The organism is Azoarcus sp. L1K30 (genome assembly GCF_018122735.1).
Classification (GTDB): Bacteria; Pseudomonadota; Gammaproteobacteria; order Burkholderiales; family Rhodocyclaceae; genus Parazoarcus.
Window position 1 is genome coordinate 996889 of the sequence record NZ_JAGRRD010000001.1, and the last position, 13547, is coordinate 1010435.

A 13547-nucleotide genomic window follows, 5' to 3' on the forward strand; every position below is an offset into this window, starting at 1 on the left:
GCCTCGGTGCAGTGGGTGGCCACACGGATGGTATTCACCCCGAGTTCGTGCGCCATCTTCAGGTGATCGACGGTGCCGATGCCCGGCAGCAGCAGCGCCGACACTTTGGCCTGCTTCATCAGCGGGATGACGCTGCCCAGGTATTCCTCGTCGGTGTGGGCGGGAAAGCCGTAGTTCACCGAGCTGCCGCCGAGGCCGTCGCCATGGGTGACTTCGATCAGCGGGATGCCCGCTTCATCGAGCCCGCAGGCGATGGTCTTCATCTGGTCGAGCGTCATCAGGTGACGCTTGGGGTGCATGCCGTCACGCAGGGTCATGTCGTGAACGGTGATCTTCTTGCCGCGTAGATCCATGGTCATCTCCTTCAGGCGGCCTGGGTGGCGCGGGTGGGTTCGAGGCTGAGGCGACCGGCGAGGATTTCCTCGGCGAACATCTCGGCGGTGCGTGCGGCAGCCGCCGTCATGATGTCGAGGTTGCCGGCGTACTTCGGCAGGTAGTCGCCGAGACCTTCGACTTCCATGAACACCGACACGCGCTTGCCGTCGAATACCGGGCCATTGACCAGCTTGTAGCCGGGCACGTATTTCTGCACTTCCTTGATCATGGCGTGGATCGATGCGGTGATCGCCGCCTGGTCGGGTTCGGTCTCGGTCAGGCAATGCACGGTGTCGCGCATGATCAGCGGGGGCTCGGCCGGGTTGAGGATGATGATGGCCTTGCCTTTCTTCGCCCCGCCCACCTTCTCTACCGCGCCCGAGGTGGTGCGGGTGAATTCGTCGATGTTCTTGCGTGTGCCGGGGCCGGCCGATTTCGACGATACGGTGGCGACGATCTCGCCATAGGCCACCGGCTGCACACGGCTCACCGCCGCCACCATCGGGATCGTGGCCTGGCCGCCGCAGGTGACCATGTTCACGTTCATCTCGCCCTTGCCCACGTGGGCCGCCGCAGGTGACCATGTTCACGTTCATCTCGCCCTTGCCCACGTGCTCGACCAGATTGACCGGCGGCACGCAGAACGGCCCGATGGCCGCGGGGGTGAGGTCGATCATCAGCACGCCGAGCTCATTGAGCTTGCGGCTGTTCTCGGCATGGACGTAGGCGCTGGTGGCGTCGAAGGCGATCTGGATGCCGTCGGCCGCCACATGCGGCAACAGCCCATCCACGCCCTCGGCGGTGGTCTTGAGGCCCATCTCGCGGGCACGGGCCAGGCCCTCGGAGGTGGCGTCGATGCCCACCATCCACACCGGCTCGAGCACCGGGCTACGCTTGAGTTTGTACAGCAGATCGGTGCCGATGTTGCCCGGGCCGATCAGGGCGCATTTGATCTTGGTCATGGGGTCGTCCTGTCATGCGAATGCGTTGAGGATGCAGGGCACGCGACGCGCGGAAAGCAGCCCGAGGAGAGAGGGTCGGGAGATCATCGTCGCGTGCCTGCAAACCGGGAGTCAGATGAAGCGCACCGAGCAGCCGCCGATGCCGCCGATGGTCACGCGCAGGTTGTCGCCGGCCTTCACCGGCACCATCGCCGCGAGTGATCCGGACAGAATCACCTCGCCTGCCTTGAGCGGGATGTCCAGGTTCCCCAGCGTGTTGGCGAGCCATGCGACCGCATTGGCCGGTGCGCCGAGTGCTGCCGCACCCGAACCGGTCGCGACGATCTCGCCGTTCTTCTCGAGGATCATGCCGCAGGTGTAAAGATCGACCTTGCGCGGATCGACCAGGCTGTCGCCGAGCACGAACACGCCGCAGGAGGCGTTGTCGGCCACCGTGTCCTGCACCTTGATCTTCCAGTCGCGGATGCGCGAATCGACGATCTCGAAGCAGGTCATCACGCCCTCGGTCGCGGCGAGCACGTCGGCCGCCGTCACCCCGGGCCCCTTCAGATCCTTCTTCAGGATGAAGGCGATCTCGCCCTCGGCCTTGGGCTGAATCAGCGTGTCAGCCGGGATTGCCTCGCCCTCGTTGTAGATCATGCGGTCGAGCAACATGCCGAAATCGGGCTGGAACACCCCCAGCATGTTCATCACCGCCTTCGACGTCACGCCGATCTTCTTGCCGACGATGCGCTCGCCGGCCTCGATACGGCGCGCGATCATGCGCTGCTGCACCCGGTAGGCATCTTCGATGGTGATCTCCGGATGACGTTCGGTGAGCGGAGACAGCACTTCGCGCTTGACCAGAGCCTGGTAGAGCTCGTCGCCGAGCCGGTTGATGAGTTCCTTGTCCATGGCAGTGCGCCTCACAGTTTGATGCAGATGTTCTTGAGCTCGGTATAGAACTCGAGCGAATGCACGCCGCCCTCACGGCCGATGCCCGACTGCTTGGCACCGCCGAAGGGCGTGCGCAGGTCGCGCAGGAACCACGAGTTCACCCACACCAGTCCAGCTTCGATCTGCCCGGCGACACGATGGGCACGTGCAAGATCCCTGGTCCAGACCGAGCAGGCCAGACCATAGTCGGTGTCGTTGGCGCGGCCGATGACTTCGTCTTCCGAATCGAAGGGCTGGATCAGGGTGCACGGACCGAACACTTCTTCGCGGGCGATGGGCGAACGGTCGTCCAGCCCGGTCCAGATCGTCGGCTCGACCCACGCGCCGTTGGCGAGCTCGCCGGGCATCTGCGGCACGCCACCGCCCGTTACCACGGTGGCGCCGAGCGCCTTCGCCTTCTCGTAGTACGACAGGACCTTCTGTTTGTGTTCCTGCGAGATCAGCGGCCCGAGGCCGGTCGCCGGATCTTCCGGCCGGCCAAGCTTGAGCGTTTCGGCCCCCTGCTTCAGCGCCGCGACAAAGCGGTCGAAGATCGGGCGCTCGACATACACGCGCTCGGTACCGAGGCAGACCTGACCACAGTTGGCAAACACCGAACGCATCGTGCCTTCGATCGCCGCATCGAAGTCGCAGTCGGCAAAGACGATGGCCGGATTCTTGCCGCCCATCTCCAGCGACACCGGCCGCGCGCCGTCGGCGGCGGCCTTCATGATCGCGGCCCCCGTGCGCGTCTCGCCGGTGAAGGTGATGGCGTTGACCTGCGGATGGGTCGTCACGAATTCACCCGCGGACCCCGGCCCGAAGCCGTGCACCACGTTGTACACACCCTTGGGCATGCCGACTTCGTTCATCACCTCGCCCAGCAGTGCGGCCGTCTGCGGCGTTTCCTCCGAGGGCTTGACCACCACCGTGTTGCCGCAAGCCAGGGCCGGCCCCACCTTCCACGTCATCAACAGCAGCGGCAGGTTCCACGGGCAGATCACGCCCACCACCCCAACCGGACGGCGTACCGAGTAATTGAGCGCACCGCGACCGTCCGGCGTGGCCGTCTCGAAGAACTCGGTCGGCACACTCTTGATGACGTCGGCAAAGATCTTGAAGTTGGCCGCACCGCGCGGAATGTCGATGTGGCTGGCCAGGCTGCGCGGCTTGCCGGTATCGGCACATTCCGCTGCCAGAAAGTCGTCGAAGCGCCGGTTGATGCCATCAGCGACGGCATTGAGCAGATCGACGCGCTCGGCGACCGTCATCTTTCCCCACGGTCCGCGGAGCGCCGCCTGCGCCGCGGCCACTGCCGCATCGACTTCCTTGCGGCCTGCCTCGTGCACCTGCGCCAGCAGCGAGTTGTCGAGCGGCGAACGCTTGTCGAAGGTCTTCGCCGTCGCGACAAACTCGCCATTGATGAAGTTGTGGATCTGTTTCATGGATGTGCTCCGTCAAATCTCGATATCGTCGGCGCCAATCGCGCTCAATCCAGCCCGCGCGCACGCCTCGTCCTGTTGTGCGGAGGCGCCCGAGACACCGATGCCTCCGATGAGTTGTCCTTCGGCCCTGATCGGCAGGCCGCCACCAAATACGATCAGCCCCGGCCTGGATGCGAAACCCAGCTTCATGCCCTCGTCGTCGCCGCACACCGCCATCCATTTGTCGGTCGGAAAACCGAAACCGGCAGCAGTGGCGGCCTTGTCGATGGCGATCCGGATCGACTGCGGAAAGGCGCCGGGCATGCGCAGGAAGGCGACAAGGTTGCCGGCGTTGTCGGTGACTCCGACATTGACACGCACACCCAGTGCGACCGCCTGTTCGACCGCGGCGTGAACCGCCGCATGCGCGGCCTCCCAGGAGATCGTTGTCTGCGGTACCGAGATGTTCATCCTCTTGCTCCCCGTTCATGTCCGCCCTGAAAACCGGAGCTGACGATTGACACGATAGATTCGCACAATTTCGGCGTCAATACATTTTCTCGAGATTTTTTCAGAAACTGATATCGACGCTTACGCCAGTCGGCTAAAATGACCCTGACGACATTCCTGTGCTGCGAACTTCCATGAACGACACTGCCACGCTGACCACGCCCGCCGCTGCCGAGCCCAAGACGCTCGTGGAGGCCGCATACAACCGCCTTCGGCGCGACATCATCGAAGGCGTCCATGCACCGGGAGAGAAGCTGCGCGTGGAACACCTGAAAGACCAGTACGAAGTCGGCGCCGGCACCCTGCGCGAAGCCCTGCTGCTGCTGGTGACCGATGCGCTGGTCGTAAGCCAGGGCCAGCGGGGATTCCGCGTCGCGCCCATTTCCCTCGCCGACTTCGAAGACATCACCCGCACCCGCGTGCTGCTCGAGACCGAAGCCCTGCGACAATCGATCACCCGCGGCGACGAGGCCTGGGAAGCCGACCTCGTCGCATCCTTTCATCGTCTGTCCCGCGCCGAACAGAAACTCGCCGAACACGATGTCAGCACCACCGAGGAATGGGAGATGCGCAACCGTGCCTTTCACGAGGCCCTGATCGCCGCCTGCCCGTCGCGATGGATCCGCCATTTCCAGCACATCCTCTATCAACAGTCGGAGCGCTACCGGCGCATCAGCCTGTTCCGCCAGCCGATCCCGCGCGACATCCACGCCGAACATCAGGCCATCTTCGAGAGCACCCTCGCCCACGACGCAACACGCGCAACATCGATCCTGTCGGAACACATCCTGCGCACCCTGGATGCCGTCAAACGCATGCCACCCGACTTCTTTACAAAGGGTGGCACGCCGCGCTAGACGGGGTCCGCCACGTCGATGGCGGACCCCGCCTGCGTCAGGAAACGACGGTCAGGAAGCGCTCGTTGAGCGCGCGGTCGTGATAGAAGATCCCGGCGCCGACTTCGTCCCAGGTCCACTTGACCGGCTTCCAGTCCGGATAGCTCTGATAGCCACCACAGAAGGTTTCGAAGCGGTTGCCCGACGGGTCGAAGGCATAGATCGTGGTGCCGCGGGTCACGCCGTGACGGGTCGGCCCGATATCGACCGAGACCTTGTTCATCGACATGATGTCGGCCGCACGCAGCACCTTTTCCCAGCTCTCGAGCATGAATGAGATGTGGTGCAGCTTGCCCGGCTCGGGGTGGCGTACGAGTGCGATATCATGGGCCTTGATCGAGCACGACAGCCAGATGCCCAGGTCGGTCTTGCCGTCTTCCATGACCACGTGCTCGACGAGATAGAAACCCAGCACCTTGACGAAGATGTCCTGCACCTTCTCGATGTCCGGGCCGTACAGCAGGCAGTGGTCGAGGCGGATCGGCGCGATGCCATGCTCGGCCTGATCGGTCCAGGGCGGCGGATTGGTATAGGTCTCGGGGGTGCCGACGTCGGTCTTCTCCCAGTACAGCTCGATCTGGTGCCCTGACGGAATCTCGAAGCGCACGCGCTCGCCGGTCTCCAGCAGTTCACCGGCGGGGATACGGCTGGTCTTGACGCCGTATTCCTGCAGGTCGCGGTCGAGTTTGTCCAGCGTGGCCTTGTCCAGCACCTTGAAGGCGAAGAAGTCGATGCCGGCACTGTCGGCCTCGCGCAGGATGAGGCTGTTGTGGTCGCGTTCGTCCCAGGCCTTGAAATACACCCGGCCCTGGCTGTCGCGCCCGGTTTCGACCAGACCGAGCACGTTCTTGTAGTGGTGAATCCCCTCTTCGAGGTCCAGCACACGAATCTGGGCGTGGCCCGGACGCAATACACCGTTCATTGCCATGATTGTCTCCTCCAATGTTCTGCTGACCCGGCGGTCGCCGCGTCACTTGTTTTCGCTTGCGCGACGAAAGGCAAAAAAATCATACCGCGTTAACTTCGAAATACAAATATTTTCTCGAGATTTTTATATTCTCTTGAAGAGTGGGCTGCGCACCTGCTGAACATCCGCCGCCGAGAAGAACTTCTCGGTGTAGATGTCGTTCTCGAACAGCCTTCCCTGCATCAAGGTCGTGATACAGGCGTCGATCATCAGGGGCGGACCGCACAGGTAGGCCTTGTGGCCGCGGAAATCGCCATCGAAATGCGCCCTGGCCGCGTCATGGACGTAACCGCGGAATCCCGCCCAGTCAGAACCTTCGGCCTCGTCAGACAGTGCAGGCACATAGGTGAAGTTCGGGTAACGTTCGGCCAGGGCGAGAAAGTCATCGTGGTAATACAGTTCGGCGCGGCTACGCTGCCCGTACACCAGCGTGATCGGCCGGGTGTCGCCCGACGCCAGCAGATCGAGAATCATCGATCGCGGACTCGACAGTCCGGATCCGCCGGCCATGAAGATCAGTGCTTCGGGCGCGGATTTGCGCACGAAGAATCGACCATAGGGACCAGAGAGCTTCACCCTGTCGCCCACCTCGAGCTGCTCGTGGACCCAGCTCGTACCCTGCCCCCCGGGCACGATGCGGATGTTGAGCTCCACCTCGCGCCCGGTGCCGGGTGCGTTGGCCAGCGAAAAGGCCCGCGAGCACACCCCGCCGTCGATATCAAGATTGATGTACTGGCCGGCTTGAAAGTGGATGGGCTCGTCGAGTTCGACGAACACGCCCTTGATCGTGGGGGTGAGATTGACGAGCCGTCGCACGGTACCCGGAAAATCACGTACGGCGATCGACTCGGCATCGGGCTCCTCGTCGATTTCCGCCTCGATCACGACGTCGCTTTGCAGCCGCGCACAGCACGCGAGCGCCTTGCCCTCGTCGCGTTCGAAATCCATCAGGGCAAAGCTCGACGCTTCCCCATGCTCGATCTCGCCATCGACCACCTGGATCTTGCAGGTCGCGCACAGGCCATGGCAGCACGCATGCGGCAGCCAGATGCCGGCCCGCAGTGCGGCGTCGAGAATGGTCTGATTTTCCTCGACCTCGATGGTCTGGCCGAGCGGTTCGATTGTCAGTTCGTAGCTCATGATGCGTGTTCCTTCGTGTTCGCCGGAGCCATCTGCGCGGCCGCTCACCAGCCGCGCAGATGGGGATTCAGCTGCAACTGCCCTTGATCCCGGTCAGTCCCGGCGTGCGAAAGCGGATCACGTCCTTGTGCCTGAGTCCGTTTTCTTCCAGCGACTTGGAAAATTCGGGCGTCCACGGCTTGCCCGACTTGAGCCACTCGGCCTTCGACCAGTCGATGCGGGCAAAGTCGGGGTGGTAGCCGAACGCACCCGGCAAGACCTGCTCGACGATGGCGCCGAACGGCATCGAGGGCGGAAACGGAAAGGCAAACGGCGCGCAGAACAGCAGATGGTCCTCCCAGCCGATGTACAGGAGCTGGGCTCCATGGAACTTATCGATCGCGTCGGCGGGCGCGAATTCGTACTTGCCGATGGCAGCGACGGCCATATCGGGTCTCCTCATGAATGTCTGTTTGTTGGATCGTGTCGATGTGCGCAGGACGGGGGAATTGCGGCCTCCCCTGCAGGGAGGGGAGGCACGACAATGCGCGCCCGACGCAGGAATCAAACGTTCTTCGTCGCCATACCGCGCCATTCATCGAAGTTCTTCTGGTCTTCCGATCCCTCGAAATCGAGGTTGTCGCGACCATGTTCGAGGTGGTAGTACTTCAGCACAGCGGCAAGCGGATCGAAGCCCTCGACCGTGGGGTCGGTTCCCTCGGGGAAACAGTTGCCCTGATAGATCTGGTGCACCGGCATCCAGGCCTGAACGTACTTCTCCGGTTCGTGCTCGAAGATCGCCTTGCAATGGTCCGAACAGAAGTGATACTTCTCGTCCTTGAAATCCACTTCGCGGTAGCAGATCTTGGTCGGGTCGCCCGGCTCGGTGAACACCAGGGGGATCTGACAGGTCTGGCACAGCATCGGCAAGGTCTTGTTGTAGAAGCGGTTCCCCTTCGCAGCCTGTTCGCGCCAATATTCGTAGCGCGGACGATAGTGCTTGTCGAAGCTTTCCGGATACTTCGCCGTCAGCCAGGCCATCTCGTCCTCGTCCGGCATCCAGGTATGGAAATTGGTTGCCGCACCATAGTTGTAGAAGGTCGACCAGGCTTGGTGGGACAGGTGATCCTTCTCAAGGGCGATCTGCTCGGCACACTTGGGCATGGTGATGCCGTAGCGGGCAAGATCCTTGAACAGCGCACCGCCGTTCTCCTCGAAATAGACTTCCCATGCCTCCTTCCAGCTCATCGTGCGCTTGGGCAGCATGTAGTCCATCATCATCGCGACCAGCGTCAGCACCCGGTAGCCACGCCAGGTCCACTTGTCGATCCATCGCTGCACGATCGGCAGATTGTCGGGATCCTGCTCGAGAATGAACTTGATCACCTCCAGGCCCAGCGTCATGTGCCGGGCTTCATCCGACTGTGCGGAAAAGCCGAAGGTCATGGTGCCCATGTCGCCGTTGTAGGCCGCACCCGACACGAAGGGCACGAACAGCAGGTTGGTGAGCACGTATTCGAACGAGAATCCGATCGCCACCATGAACTCGAACGGGCCGGCGGTGATGGCGTCGTCGAAGAAGCTCTTCGGTACCGACAGGAACCATATGCGGTCATGCGCATGATGAAAGTCATGCACACCGTTGTAGTACTTGTTGTAGTTCGAGATCGAGTGCACCTGGGTCTGGGCGTGACGGATCTCGTCGAGCGACTGCATCAGGCAGGCCACGCGCGGGCCGGCGCCGGGGAACTGGCGGCCCACGTGCGTGAAGCCACGATGCGCAACATATTCCAGCGGGCTGATGCCGCTGATGAACAGTTTCACCGTGTTGATATAGCGCGCATCGGTCACGCCCAGGTGGCCGTTGTTCTGCGCGTACGCGTCGATGATCGCGTACAGCTTGCGCTCTTTCTCGGCCTGATACTTCCAGTACGCATCCATGGTCAGGCGGAACGGGTCTTCCCATTTGTCCCAGTCGTGGATCTTGATGCCCTCGTAGGCAACGTAGGGATAGATGTCTTCCATCTTCTGGTAGGAAGGCGTCCAGTCCAGACCGCGCGTCATGACCTGGTAGCGCTCCTTCAGGCCGAGCTTCTTCTTTGATGCTTGCATGTCCATGTCGTATCTCCTCGTGCGTCAGCGCAAGCGCGCTCAGGCGTTCCAGCTCAGGGTGAGTTCGTCGTCGCTCTCGTCGATGTTGCCGGAGAGTGAAATCAGGTTGATGTGCAACTCCTGAAGATCGAAATCACGTCCAAGCAATTCCTCGATCGAACTGCGGCGCACGACGAGCTTGCCTTCAGCATCGATCTTCACCATTGCCGGCTGTTCGTTGAGGCGCGCGTGCGGGTTGTCGGCAACGATGGCCTCGATGATCGGACGGGTGTCTTCGTTGGTTTGCAGTGCAATGAACACGGTAGACATGGTGCCCTCCTCAGTTGGCGATGCCGGCTTTGGCCAGGCGGGCGTCGAACTGCTGGACGACGTCGTTCAGAACGCTGTCCGCGTTATCCCCGAGCGCAATCGCGCCGACGGGCAACAGTGCGGCAGCAGCACGGTCGCGCCAGTGCGTCGTCCATTGCTCAAGCAGCGCCTTGTTCCCGGCGGATTCAGCCGCCGCCGTCTTCATCGTTGCGTCGACCCATTTCCGCGTTTCACCGAACCAGTCGGTCATGAACTGGGTGAGCATGGCGACAGGGGTTCCACCCCGGCTTGAAAGCACATCATCGATGATGGTTTCGTACACCAGCGGATACAGCAGCCCGTCAAGTGCCACGTTCTGGGCAACGAAGAGCTCGAACGGATCCTTGAGCACGAAGCTGTCCTCAACATAACGACGCAGTCCCTGCCATGCATCGTCTTCCATCCACGCGCGCTTGCCCTCGTCCAGCGTATCCACATCACCCAGCAGCAGGCCGACGCGGGTCAGGTACTGGGCGATGCCGAGCTGATCCATCGCCTGATAGATGCACGGCTGGGTAAAGGCCGTGCCGTAGCCATAGGCACAGATCGACGCATTGTTCATGTTCGATCCCCATGCGACATGGCGCAGCGGAACCAGCAGCTTGAGTACGGTATCGCCCAAGGCCTGCGTCAGGGTGGCTGCCAGTCCGCGCCCCTCGACGAAGTCGAAATTGGCCTCGGCGGTGTCCTGCTGCCTGGCACGGGCAAGGGTGTAAGCGCCGTAGTAGAACTGGCGCGGGTCCTTGAACGCGTACCAGTCGGCCATTTTCAGCGCGGTGCGCGATGCATCGTAGATGTCGTGCGCCGGATCCCACGTCGGGCGATAGTGAAAGTTCGCCGTCTGCTGCATGTCCAACGTACCTTCCTGATAGCGTGACGCCGGCTTGTCGGCGCCAATACGGCGCGCGATGTTGTCAAACGTGTGGCGCAACGGCTTGATGGTGACCGTACGCAGGTCGATATGCATGAATGTCTCCTCTTGTGTATTTGTTCGCTCAGCGAAAGCGCTGGTGTGTTGCCTGATGCAGGCTCCAGTTCCAGTCCGATGCGGCGGACGTGTCACGCGGTGCCAGGAAAACCACTTCGTTGCTGCTGCAGAAGGACGCGAACGCATCGGCGGGCAACAGCATCTCGGCACACAGCTCGGGCTCGCCGATCGCAAACTCGAATTCGACGAAGCCATCGGGACGGCGCTCGATGACACGCACGAACTTGAGATTCACGTTGATGACAGGCTTTTCCGTTTCCATCTGCGCCACTTCCTCTGTATTGATCCAATGCCGACGCTTGCACCGACTACGTAATCAAGCTTCGTGCCAACACACGAAAAACGGCACAAATTATGGGTATATTCATTTTTCTCGAGATTCCAGCCAACAAAACCTGTGCTTATCCATGCATCAAATGATCAAATCGGCTTTTCACTTCACCATTTGATCAAGTGGATTTGTCGCGCCGCAACAATGACTTGCGCTCGCCGGATGAACTAAGGGCCGCGGCGATCAGCATCGCAGCGGCCCCTTTCACGCCTCGGGCACCATCCGTCGCGTGGCGGATCAGCCCTGTTCCGTACGCAAAGCCTTCACCATCTTGCCCACCACCTGCAGCGACAGATCGCTCTCGGCAAACAGCCTGCACGCGAGTACCACGCCATCGGCTTCCTCCTGCTCGGACAGACATGCGCGACTCATCTTGCGCGTGTGAAAGCGCCCCTCGACCACCCGGACCTTGCACACCCCGCAGCCGCCACCCCGACAACCTACGGGGATGCCGCGCCGTCCGAGCGCCTCCATCGAGCGCAACAGGTTGTCGCCTGCCTCACAGGAAAAGCGCACGTCGCAGTCCTGAATCAATACTGAAAATCGATCGCCCATTTCTCCTGTCTCTCCCCCATGTACATCGCCCCGTTCGTATTGCCGACACGGCGTGGTTTGATCATCCGGCCCAGCACGGGCGCTTCGAACGAGGATCAACTCAAGATCCGTGCCATAGCCCTTAATCTCGAGATTTGTAGTATTCTTTGACTGCGCGACGCAAGCGGACCGACGTGATATAAGAGCCCGATCGCCTGGCCCTGATGCCCGTGTGCACAAGGGCCATGACAGAAACCCGCACTTCGACGGGACGAGGAGATGGACGTGAGCGGTATCGAGTACCCGAAGAGCGCAGACTTGCGACAGCTACTGCGTTTTTCCGCTGAGGATGGCCTGATCTGGCTTGGCGAACATCGCATGGTGCTGTTGCATACCGCGGCCCTGTCGGAACTGCGCAAGGAGTTGATCGGCTCGGTGGGTACCGAGCAGGCGCGACGCATTCTGACGCGCATGGGCTTCGCGTCGGGCATGCGCGACGCCGAGCTGGCGCGCAAGACGCGCGGAACGAGCGATCTGGCCGAGGCCTTCGTGGTTGGACCCCAGTTGCACATGCTGGAAGGCTGTGTGAAGGTGACTCCGGCCAGGCTGGAGATCGACGCAGAATCGGGGGGCTTCTACGGCGAATTCGTGTGGGAACACTCATGGGAGGCCGAGGTTCATGTGCAGGCCTTCGGCGAAGTCGATCATCCGGTGTGCTGGATGATGATTGGCTACGCTTCCGGCTACACCAGCGCCTTCATGGGCCGCTTCATACTCTTTCGCGAAACCGAATGCGCTGCCACCGGTCTCGATCATTGCCACATCGTCGGCAAGCCGGCCGAGGACTGGCCCGACGCCCATGAACTCACGCCCTATTTCGAAGCCGACTCCATTGTCGGCCGCCTGCTCGAGCTGCGCGAGGAAGTCGAAGCGATGCGGCGCAGTATTGCCTGCCCGCGCAAGGTGCCCGATCTGATCGGCATGTCCAGCGGATTCCGTCACGCCTACGAACTCGTCATGAAGGCGGCCGGCACCAGCGTTTCGGTGCTGCTGCTGGGCGAAACCGGCGTGGGCAAGGAGCGCTTCGCGCGCGCGCTTCACCAGATGAGTCCGCGCAAGGACGCGCCTTTTGTCGCCGTCAATTGCGCTGCGCTACCCGACGAACTCATCGAATCGGAGCTTTTCGGTGTCGAACGCGGCGCCTTTACCGGTGCCCATGCCTCCCGTGCCGGCAAGTTCGAACGTGCTGATGGCGGCACCCTGTTTCTGGACGAAATCGGTGAGCTGCCGCTGCCGGCGCAGGCGAAGCTCCTGCGTGTCCTGCAGGAGGGTGAGATCGAGCGCCTCGGCGACGAACGCACGCGTAAGGTCAATGTCCGCCTGGTGGCCGCCACCAATGTCGACCTGCAGAAGGCGGTAGCCGCCGGCGCCTTCCGGCGCGACCTGCTCTACCGCCTGAACGTCTATCCGGTGACGATTCCACCTCTGCGCGAGCGCGTGACCGATATCCCGCCACTGGTCGAGGCCATGATCGAGCGCTTCTGCTCACTGCATGGAAAGCGACTGGCAGGCATCACCGACAAAGCCATGCACGCGCTCAAATGCCACAATTGGCCAGGCAATGTGCGTGAGCTCGAGAACGTGCTCGAACGCGGCGTCATCCTTGCCGCACAGAACAGCAAGATCGAGGTCGATCAGCTATTCATTGGCGCTGCACCCGAGTCGGGACTGCAATCGGGTGTCGGTGAAGACGGCAAACTCGAGGAACACACTGCACGCGGGGACGACCTGCCGGGCGCGGTACTCGATGCAGGTATCGCACTGGAGGATTTCGAGCAGACGCTGCTGCAACGCGCGGTCGATCGCGCCGGAGGTAACCTGTCTGCGGCAGCGCGCCTGCTCGGCATGACTCGCCCCCAGCTCAACTACCGTCTGAAGAAACACGCCTCATCGATGCTGTAACGGGCACGATACTATTAACCCGGCAATGAAACAGATGAAGTCATTGTCGGCACTTGGTTCCTTCCCCTTGTATGTTCAAGGAAAGGGCAAGAACAGAGCTCCTC

The 13547-nt window shown here is 61.9% G+C and carries 13 protein-coding genes and 2 pseudogenes; 2 read left to right on the forward strand and 13 right to left on the reverse strand.

The features are described from left to right. The 5 genes and pseudogenes from J5J83_RS04425 to J5J83_RS04445 all read right to left on the reverse strand — a co-directional run. Positions 1–353, reverse strand: a pseudogene (locus J5J83_RS04425) (4-hydroxy-2-oxovalerate aldolase); the annotation flags it as partial. Between the two features lie 11 nt (positions 354–364). Further along, positions 365–1337, reverse strand: a pseudogene (locus tag J5J83_RS04430) (acetaldehyde dehydrogenase (acetylating)). Between the two features lie 111 nt (positions 1338–1448). After that, complete coding sequence (gene dmpE, locus J5J83_RS04435) at positions 1449–2231, reverse strand: 2-oxopent-4-enoate hydratase (RefSeq protein ID WP_212345902.1); 783 nt, start codon at positions 2229–2231, stop codon at positions 1449–1451. 11 nt (positions 2232–2242) lie between these two features. Beyond that, positions 2243–3697, reverse strand: a complete 1455-nt coding sequence (locus tag J5J83_RS04440) for a 2-hydroxymuconic semialdehyde dehydrogenase (protein WP_212345905.1) — start codon at positions 3695–3697, stop codon at positions 2243–2245. Between the two features lie 12 nt (positions 3698–3709). Beyond that, positions 3710–4147, reverse strand: a complete 438-nt coding sequence (locus tag J5J83_RS04445) for a heme-binding protein (protein WP_212345908.1) — start codon at positions 4145–4147, stop codon at positions 3710–3712. A gap of 173 nt (positions 4148–4320) precedes the next feature. Between J5J83_RS04445 and J5J83_RS04450 the strand changes: the two genes are divergently transcribed. Continuing rightward, positions 4321–5043, forward strand: coding sequence for an FCD domain-containing protein (locus J5J83_RS04450; protein ID WP_212345911.1), 723 nt, complete (start codon positions 4321–4323; stop codon positions 5041–5043). A 37-nt stretch (positions 5044–5080) separates the two neighbouring features. On the opposite strand, the gene J5J83_RS04455 is transcribed toward J5J83_RS04450, so the two are convergent. The 8 genes from J5J83_RS04455 to J5J83_RS04490 form a co-directional block, all read right to left on the reverse strand. Further along, positions 5081–6010, reverse strand: coding sequence for a catechol 2,3-dioxygenase (locus tag J5J83_RS04455; protein ID WP_212345914.1), 930 nt, complete (start codon positions 6008–6010; stop codon positions 5081–5083). A 123-nt stretch (positions 6011–6133) separates the two neighbouring features. Beyond that, positions 6134–7189 (reverse strand): phenol 2-monooxygenase domain-containing protein, encoded by a 1056-nt coding sequence (locus J5J83_RS04460; protein WP_212345916.1) that lies wholly within the window; start codon positions 7187–7189, stop codon positions 6134–6136. Positions 7190–7256: 67 nt separating this feature from the next. Beyond that, complete coding sequence (locus J5J83_RS04465; protein WP_212345919.1) at positions 7257–7616, reverse strand: phenol hydroxylase subunit P4; 360 nt, start codon at positions 7614–7616, stop codon at positions 7257–7259. A gap of 116 nt (positions 7617–7732) precedes the next feature. Then, a complete protein-coding gene (locus J5J83_RS04470; RefSeq protein WP_212345921.1) occupies positions 7733–9286 on the reverse strand; it encodes an aromatic/alkene/methane monooxygenase hydroxylase/oxygenase subunit alpha in 1554 nt (517 codons plus the stop codon). 33 nt (positions 9287–9319) lie between these two features. Beyond that, positions 9320–9589 (reverse strand): MmoB/DmpM family protein, encoded by a 270-nt coding sequence (locus J5J83_RS04475; RefSeq protein ID WP_212345923.1) that lies wholly within the window; start codon positions 9587–9589, stop codon positions 9320–9322. 10 nt (positions 9590–9599) lie between these two features. Beyond that, complete coding sequence (locus tag J5J83_RS04480; protein ID WP_212345925.1) at positions 9600–10595, reverse strand: aromatic/alkene monooxygenase hydroxylase subunit beta; 996 nt, start codon at positions 10593–10595, stop codon at positions 9600–9602. Positions 10596–10623: 28 nt separating this feature from the next. Next, the gene (locus J5J83_RS04485) at positions 10624–10878 is read right to left on the reverse strand and encodes a phenol hydroxylase subunit (RefSeq protein ID WP_212345927.1); all 255 of its coding nucleotides are present in this window, start codon (positions 10876–10878) and stop codon (positions 10624–10626) included. Between the two features lie 306 nt (positions 10879–11184). Further along, positions 11185–11502, reverse strand: a complete 318-nt coding sequence (locus tag J5J83_RS04490; RefSeq protein ID WP_212345930.1) for a 2Fe-2S iron-sulfur cluster-binding protein — start codon at positions 11500–11502, stop codon at positions 11185–11187. A 264-nt stretch (positions 11503–11766) separates the two neighbouring features. Here J5J83_RS04490 and J5J83_RS04495 point away from each other — a divergent pair, with 264 nt between their 5' ends. Continuing rightward, complete coding sequence (locus J5J83_RS04495; protein ID WP_212345932.1) at positions 11767–13443, forward strand: sigma-54-dependent Fis family transcriptional regulator; 1677 nt, start codon at positions 11767–11769, stop codon at positions 13441–13443. The last annotated feature ends 104 nt before the right edge of the window (positions 13444–13547 follow it).

Coding starts and splice junctions, on each gene's coding strand:
- dmpE (WP_212345902.1), bottom strand. CDS start 2,231: ATGGACAAGGAACTCATCAACCGGCTCGGCGACGAGCTCTACCAGGCT.
- J5J83_RS04440 (WP_212345905.1), bottom strand. CDS start 3,697: ATGAAACAGATCCACAACTTCATCAATGGCGAGTTTGTCGCGACGGCG.
- J5J83_RS04445 (WP_212345908.1), bottom strand. CDS start 4,147: ATGAACATCTCGGTACCGCAGACAACGATCTCCTGGGAGGCCGCGCAT.
- J5J83_RS04450 (WP_212345911.1), top strand. CDS start 4,321: ATGAACGACACTGCCACGCTGACCACGCCCGCCGCTGCCGAGCCCAAG.
- J5J83_RS04455 (WP_212345914.1), bottom strand. CDS start 6,010: ATGGCAATGAACGGTGTATTGCGTCCGGGCCACGCCCAGATTCGTGTG.
- J5J83_RS04460 (WP_212345916.1), bottom strand. CDS start 7,189: ATGAGCTACGAACTGACAATCGAACCGCTCGGCCAGACCATCGAGGTC.
- J5J83_RS04465 (WP_212345919.1), bottom strand. CDS start 7,616: ATGGCCGTCGCTGCCATCGGCAAGTACGAATTCGCGCCCGCCGACGCG.
- J5J83_RS04470 (WP_212345921.1), bottom strand. CDS start 9,286: ATGGACATGCAAGCATCAAAGAAGAAGCTCGGCCTGAAGGAGCGCTAC.
- J5J83_RS04475 (WP_212345923.1), bottom strand. CDS start 9,589: ATGTCTACCGTGTTCATTGCACTGCAAACCAACGAAGACACCCGTCCG.
- J5J83_RS04480 (WP_212345925.1), bottom strand. CDS start 10,595: ATGCATATCGACCTGCGTACGGTCACCATCAAGCCGTTGCGCCACACG.
- J5J83_RS04485 (WP_212345927.1), bottom strand. CDS start 10,878: ATGGAAACGGAAAAGCCTGTCATCAACGTGAATCTCAAGTTCGTGCGT.
- J5J83_RS04490 (WP_212345930.1), bottom strand. CDS start 11,502: ATGGGCGATCGATTTTCAGTATTGATTCAGGACTGCGACGTGCGCTTT.